4 protein-coding genes, 3 tRNA genes and 2 rRNA genes (1 of these 9 running past the window's edge) are annotated in these 7,110 nt (G+C 53.1%); all 9 read right to left on the reverse strand.

Features of this window, described 5'->3' with window-relative positions; all coding sequences use genetic code 11:
• Positions 1-1,194: an elongation factor Tu gene (gene tuf, locus ABTV87_RS26320; RefSeq protein ID WP_010220303.1), complete on the reverse strand. Its 1,194-nt coding sequence runs from the start codon at positions 1,192-1,194 to the stop codon at positions 1-3.
• 85 nt (positions 1,195-1,279) lie between these two features.
• Positions 1,280-1,355: transfer RNA gene (locus tag ABTV87_RS26325), tRNA-Thr, on the reverse strand.
• 26 nt (positions 1,356-1,381) lie between these two features.
• Positions 1,382-1,455, reverse strand: a tRNA-Gly gene (locus ABTV87_RS26330).
• A 25-nt stretch (positions 1,456-1,480) separates the two neighbouring features.
• Positions 1,481-1,565: transfer RNA gene (locus tag ABTV87_RS26335), tRNA-Tyr, on the reverse strand.
• 143 nt (positions 1,566-1,708) lie between these two features.
• On the reverse strand, positions 1,709-2,149 hold the full coding sequence (locus ABTV87_RS26340; RefSeq protein WP_085609141.1) for a hypothetical protein: 441 nt from the start codon (positions 2,147-2,149) through the stop codon (positions 1,709-1,711).
• 7 nt (positions 2,150-2,156) lie between these two features.
• Entirely contained in the window at positions 2,157-2,906 is a 750-nt protein-coding gene (locus ABTV87_RS26345) for a pantothenate kinase (protein ID WP_221535644.1), read from the reverse strand.
• Positions 2,896-3,849 (reverse strand): bifunctional biotin--[acetyl-CoA-carboxylase] ligase/biotin operon repressor BirA, encoded by a 954-nt coding sequence (gene birA, locus ABTV87_RS26350; RefSeq protein WP_433898592.1) that lies wholly within the window; start codon positions 3,847-3,849, stop codon positions 2,896-2,898. Before birA ends, ABTV87_RS26345 begins: the two co-directional genes overlap by 11 nt.
• A 132-nt stretch (positions 3,850-3,981) precedes the next feature.
• Positions 3,982-4,097 (reverse strand): 5S ribosomal RNA (gene rrf, locus ABTV87_RS26355).
• A 156-nt stretch (positions 4,098-4,253) separates the two neighbouring features.
• Positions 4,254-7,110: ribosomal RNA gene (locus ABTV87_RS26360) — 23S ribosomal RNA — on the reverse strand (it continues 34 nt past the right edge of the window).

The raw sequence follows: 7,110 nt of genomic DNA on the forward strand, positions 1-7,110 counted from the left end.
TTACTCGATGATCTTGGCTACGACGCCAGCACCAACGGTACGGCCGCCTTCACGGATTGCAAAACGCAGACCGTCTTCCATCGCGATGGTTTTGATCAGGGTAACAGTCATCTGAATGTTGTCACCTGGCATTACCATTTCAACGCCTTCTGGCAGCTCGCAGTTACCAGTCACGTCAGTAGTACGGAAGTAGAACTGTGGACGGTAGCCTTTGAAGAACGGAGTGTGACGGCCGCCTTCTTCCTTGCTCAGAACGTAAACTTCTGCGGTGAACTTGGTGTGCGGCTTAACCGAACCCGGCTTAACCAGAACCTGACCACGCTCAACGTCGTCACGCTTGGTGCCACGCAGCAGAACGCCGCAGTTCTCGCCAGCACGACCTTCGTCCAGCAGCTTGCGGAACATCTCAACACCGGTGCAGGTGGTGGTGGTGGTGTCACGCAGACCAACGATTTCCAGGGCGTCTTGAACGCGAACGATACCGCGCTCGATACGACCGGTCACAACAGTACCGCGACCCGAGATCGAGAACACGTCTTCGATTGGCATCAGGAAAGGCTTGTCGATAGCACGCTCTGGCTCTGGGATGTAGCTGTCCAGAGTTTCCACCAGCTTCTTGACAGCGGTGGTGCCCATTTCGTTGTCGTCTTTGCCTTCCAGCGCCATACGAGCCGAACCGATGATGATCGGAGTGTCGTCGCCTGGGAAGTCGTAGGTGGACAGCAGGTCGCGAACTTCCATCTCAACCAGTTCCAGCAGCTCAGCGTCGTCTACCAGGTCAGCCTTGTTCAGGAAAACCACGATGTACGGAACACCTACCTGACGGGACAGCAGGATGTGCTCACGGGTTTGCGGCATCGGACCATCAGCGGCCGAGCAAACCAGGATCGCGCCGTCCATCTGCGCAGCACCAGTGATCATGTTCTTCACGTAGTCAGCGTGACCTGGGCAGTCAACGTGAGCGTAGTGACGAATGTTCGAGTTGTACTCAACGTGCGCGGTGTTGATGGTGATACCGCGAGCTTTTTCTTCTGGAGCGCTGTCGATCTTGTCGAATTCAACTACGGCCGAACCGAAAACTTCGGAGCAGACGCGAGTCAGAGCAGCGGTCAGCGTGGTTTTACCATGGTCTACGTGACCGATGGTGCCCACGTTGACGTGCGGCAGGGAACGATCAAATTTTTCCTTAGCCATCGATATCACCCCTAACAGAAGAAATTGAGCAAACAACACAAGCCATTAAAACAAAGGCAGATATTTTCATATCTGCCTTGTTATATGGAGCTCTTGAGCGGATTTGAACCGCTGACCTCACCCTTACCAAGGGTGTGCTCTACCAACTGAGCTACAAGAGCGTAACACTTTGCACAACCTGCAAACTTGGAGCGGGTAGCGGGAATCGAACCCGCATCATCAGCTTGGAAGGCTGAGGTTCTACCACTAAACTATACCCGCGGAGCCTGCAGCTCACGCTAAAATCTGGTGGAGGGAGAAGGATTCGAACCTTCGAAGTCGTAGACGTCAGATTTACAGTCTGATCCCTTTGGCCGCTCGGGAACCCCTCCTAATCAGGCCGGCATTCTATACTATGCCAAACCCCTGTCAAGCATTTTCTCATTTAAAAACCTGAGGTTAGCTGCATTGACACCACCCCGCTGCTGCAACCTTTTCAGGTCTTCGCTGTGGAGCGGGCGCCATTCTATGCAAACTATTCAGTAGGTGCAACCCCCTCGCACAGCATTATTTTATGTTTTAACTCATTGAATTCCTTGGAAAGGTTTTGTAGCTGAGCATCACCCAGCAAACGCTGGGTTTCGGGCGTAATCTGGAACCAATATGAGCCGCCGGAAGACTCTTTTGACGAAGGAAGAGCTTTTGCTCCAAGCTCCGTCAAACGCTGCTCCAACGCCTGAGCGGACTCGGGGCGCGCCACCCCCCCCACATAAAGGCACTCCCCATCAGGCTTTCCTCCAGTCCTTTTTTCACGGGAAGCATCACCACCAGCCTCACTCAGCAAGCGAATATCCTGTTGCGAACCACGATAAAGACTGAGGGGCGTGACATCCTTTGCGCGTAGCGGGGCCTCCTGCTGATGCCAGACGTAATAAAACACATTGAGTACCAGAAGCAGAAGGAACAACCAACGCATACAAACCTCAGGACAAAGGACACGCTATAGCCAAACCCACGAACACCAAATCGGAAACAATCCGAGCCTCAGGGGCGACATCTGAGACCAGCTCGGCGTCACCACCCGTAATGAAAACCCTGTAATCATCACCCCAGTAGGAACGCGCCATCTCCAGTTGCGTCAATACGAATCCTCTTAGCATCAACGAACAGCCACGCTCGACAGCCTCAACCGTGTTGCGCCCAGGAGCCTGACTCGTCAATGCCCGCTCCGCCGCCAGGTCCCCGTAGCGAATTTTTCGAGTATGCGTACGCAACTGATTACGCATCAGCGGCATGCCAGGACAAATGAAGCCTCCCAGATGCTCACCGTCCGCGGAGATAAAGTCCGCAGTCACCGCCGTCCCGAAATCAAGAACCAGACAAGCACCTTTAGCCAGGTGAAAACCACCAAGCATTGCCAGCCAGCGATCGAGACCAAGGCGCTCATAGTCGTCGTAACCGTTCGTTACGCCAGACATCTCGCGAGCGGGCGACGCACAGACAACGGAAATGCCGAACTCGCGCCTGAGCAAGCCAATCAGCAAATTGGTCTCATCTTCAGTTCTTACGCTGACAAGGCGACATTTACCGAGAGATATCTTCTCAAGCGACCGAAGACTGTCGACCAAGGCGCCATCAGAGTCGACCACACCTTCTGCGACCAAGGCGCCCAACTCTGCACTCAGCACCCGCCATTTGATAAAACTGTTTCCACAATCGAGCTCAAGAATCATCACGCAACCTCAAGCTGAGCTCACCACCACTAAAGACCTTTTCCACACCATCTACCTTTAGCCGCAGCGCGCCTTGATTATCGATTCCCAGCACCACACCCTCTACCTGATTGACACCGGCAGTGAGAGAAACCGGCTGTCCCTGCCACAAATGGCTAGCCTCCCACTCTGCCTGAAGCGCAGAGAAGCCGCCTGAGTGGTGACGTCGCAGATAGAGTTGCAGCTGCTTACTCAGCTCAACCGCCAGAATATTGCGATCACAAGATTTACCCGACTCTAGACGCATTGAAGTCCATTGCTGATCGACTTCGTCTGTAGCCTGCATGTTCACATTAATGCCCACGCCCAATACTACGTGACAAACGTCCGCTGGATCTCCGACGAGCTCCAGCAGGATGCCTGCAATTTTTTTTCGCCCGACCAAAACATCATTGGGCCATTTCAGCCCCGCACCTGGCACCCCAAGCGCGCGCAGGGTCTGCATGACCGCGAGACCGACAACGAGACTTAGCCCCTCGAGCTGACGCATCCCACCATCGATACGCAACACGAGGCTGTAATAAAGGTTTTCAGCAAACGGACTTACCCATTTACGCCCCCTGCGCCCGCGACCGGAACTCTGCCGCTCAGCCAGTATTAGAAAAGGCGCAACCCGCCCTCGATCTACCGCTCGCAACGATTCAGCATTAGTTGAGTCGATGGAATCGAAGACACTGACAGACCAGCCAACAAGACCTTCCTCTATTGCGAGCGAGTCAAGTAACGCCAGCGGCGAGGCCAATTGATAGCCCCGCCCTCGAACTTTATGTATGGATAACCCAAGCTCCGCCTCCAGATGCTGAAGCTGCTTCCACACCGCACTTCGACTAATTCCCAGAGCAACGCCCAGGGCCTGACCGGAATGGAATCGACCATCCTTCAGAAGGTTCAACAACGTCAGCATGCAGGTCTCGCCTCAGAATGAGGCCCGAATAATAGCCATGCACCGGGCCGCTGCATAGAATTCAAACAATCCATTTTCCTGCGGGCAAAACAAAACCCCAACTGCTTTCGCAATTGGGGTTTCGGAATTTAATCTTGACGATGACCTACTCTCACATGGGGAAACCCCACACTACCATCGGCGATGCATCGTTTCACTTCTGAGTTCGGGATGGGATCAGGTGGTTCCAACGCTCTATGGTCGTCAAGAAATTCGGGTACTGAGTCGTGACCAGATGGCCTCGCTTCAGCAAATTGGGTATGTGACAGCTTTCGGTGTTTTGTGAACTCGAACTTTCGGTTCATTTTCGTCTTCACACACCGCAATCTGGTCTCTTTCGAGTCTACAGATTGCTTGGGTGTTATATGGTCAAGCCTCACGGGCAATTAGTATTGGTTAGCTCAACGCCTCACAGCGCTTACACACCCAACCTATCAACGTCGTAGTCTTCGACGGCCCTTCAGGGAACTCAAGGTTCCAGTGAGATCTCATCTTGAGGCAAGTTTCCCGCTTAGATGCTTTCAGCGGTTATCTTTCCCGAACATAGCTACCCGGCAATGCCACTGGCGTGACAACCGGAACACCAGAGGTTCGTCCACTCCGGTCCTCTCGTACTAGGAGCAGCCCCTCTCAAATCTCAAACGTCCACGGCAGATAGGGACCGAACTGTCTCACGACGTTCTAAACCCAGCTCGCGTACCACTTTAAATGGCGAACAGCCATACCCTTGGGACCGGCTTCAGCCCCAGGATGTGATGAGCCGACATCGAGGTGCCAAACACCGCCGTCGATATGAACTCTTGGGCGGTATCAGCCTGTTATCCCCGGAGTACCTTTTATCCGTTGAGCGATGGCCCTTCCATACAGAACCACCGGATCACTAAGACCTACTTTCGTACCTGCTCGACGTGTCTGTCTCGCAGTCAAGCGCGCTTTTGCCTTTATACTCTACGACCGATTTCCGACCGGTCTGAGCGCACCTTCGTACTCCTCCGTTACTCTTTAGGAGGAGACCGCCCCAGTCAAACTACCCACCATACACTGTCCTCGATCCGGATAACGGACCTGAGTTAGAACCTCAAAGTTGCCAGGGTGGTATTTCAAGGATGGCTCCACGCGAACTGGCGTCCACGCTTCAAAGCCTCCCACCTATCCTACACAAGCAAATTCAAAGTCCAGTGCAAAGCTATAGTAAAGGTTCACGGGGTCTTTCCGTCTAGCCGCGGATACACTGCATCTTCACAGCGATTTCAATTTCACTGAGTCTCGGGTGGAGACAGCGCCGCCATCGTTACGCCATTCGTGCAGGTCGGAACTTACCCGACAAGGAATTTCGCTACCTTAGGACCGTTATAGTTACGGCCGCCGTTTACCGGGGCTTCGATCAAGAGCTTCGCGTTAGCTAACCCCATCAATTAACCTTCCGGCACCGGGCAGGCGTCACACCCTATACGTCCACTTTCGTGTTTGCAGAGTGCTGTGTTTTTAATAAACAGTCGCAGCGGCCTGGTATCTTCGACCGGCGTGGGCTTACGCAGCAAGTGCTTCACCCTCACCGGCGCACCTTCTCCCGAAGTTACGGTGCCATTTTGCCTAGTTCCTTCACCCGAGTTCTCTCAAGCGCCTTGGTATTCTCTACCCAACCACCTGTGTCGGTTTGGGGTACGGTTCCTGGTTATCTGAAGCTTAGAAGCTTTTCTTGGAAGCATGGCATCAACCACTTCGTCGCCTAAAGGCAACTCGTCATCAGCTCTCGGCCTTGGAATCCCGGATTTACCTAAGATTCCAGCCTACCACCTTAAACTTGGACAACCAACGCCAAGCTGGCCTAGCCTTCTCCGTCCCTCCATCGCAATAACCAGAAGTACAGGAATATTAACCTGTTTTCCATCGACTACGCTTTTCAGCCTCGCCTTAGGGACCGACTAACCCTGCGTCGATTAACGTTGCGCAGGAAACCTTGGTCTTTCGGCGTGGGTGTTTTTCACACCCATTGTCGTTACTCATGTCAGCATTCGCACTTCTGATACCTCCAGCAAGCTTCTCAACTCACCTTCACAGGCTTACAGAACGCTCCTCTACCGCATCACTTACGTGATACCCGTAGCTTCGGTGTATGGTTTGAGCCCCGTTACATCTTCCGCGCAGGCCGACTCGACTAGTGAGCTATTACGCTTTCTTTAAAGGGTGGCTGCTTCTAAGCCAACCTCCTAGCTGTCTAAGCCTTCCCACATCGTTTCCCACTTAACCATAACTTTGGGACCTTAGCTGACGGTCTGGGTTGTTTCCCTTTTCACGACGGACGTTAGCACCCGCCGTGTGTCTCCCATGCTCGGCACTTGTAGGTATTCGGAGTTTGCATCGGTTTGGTAAGTCGGGATGACCCCCTAGCCGAAACAGTGCTCTACCCCCTACAGTGATACATGAGGCGCTACCTAAATAGCTTTCGAGGAGAACCAGCTATCTCCGAGCTTGATTAGCCTTTCACTCCGATCCACAGGTCATCCGCTAACTTTTCAACGGTAGTCGGTTCGGTCCTCCAGTCAGTGTTACCTAACCTTCAACCTGCCCATGGATAGATCGCCCGGTTTCGGGTCTATTCCCAGCGACTAGACGCCCTATTAAGACTCGCTTTCGCTACGCCTCCCCTATTCGGTTAAGCTCGCCACTGAAAATAAGTCGCTGACCCATTATACAAAAGGTACGCAGTCACAGAACAAAGTCTGCTCCCACTGCTTGTACGCATACGGTTTCAGGATCTATTTCACTCCCCTCTCCGGGGTTCTTTTCGCCTTTCCCTCACGGTACTAGTTCACTATCGGTCAGTCAGTAGTATTTAGCCTTGGAGGATGGTCCCCCCATATTCAGACAAAGTTTCTCGTGCTCCGTCCTACTCGATTTCATGACTAAGAGATTTTCGCGTACAGGGCTATCACCCACTATGGCCGCACTTTCCAGAGCGTTCCGCTAATCTCAAAGCCACTTAAGGGCTAGTCCCCGTTCGCTCGCCACTACTAAGGGAATCTCGGTTGATTTCTTTTCCTCAGGGTACTTAGATGTTTCAGTTCCCCTGGTTCGCCTCTTGCACCTATGTATTCAGTACAAGATAACCATCTTATGATGGCTGGGTTCCCCCATTCAGACATCTCCGGATCAAAGTCTGTTTGCCGACTCCCCGAAGCTTTTCGCAGGCTACCACGTCTTTCATCGCCTCTGACTGCC

The organism is Pseudomonas sp. PSE1(2024) (genome assembly GCF_050990555.1).
Taxonomy (GTDB): domain Bacteria; phylum Pseudomonadota; class Gammaproteobacteria; order Pseudomonadales; family Pseudomonadaceae; genus Aquipseudomonas; species Aquipseudomonas aphyarum.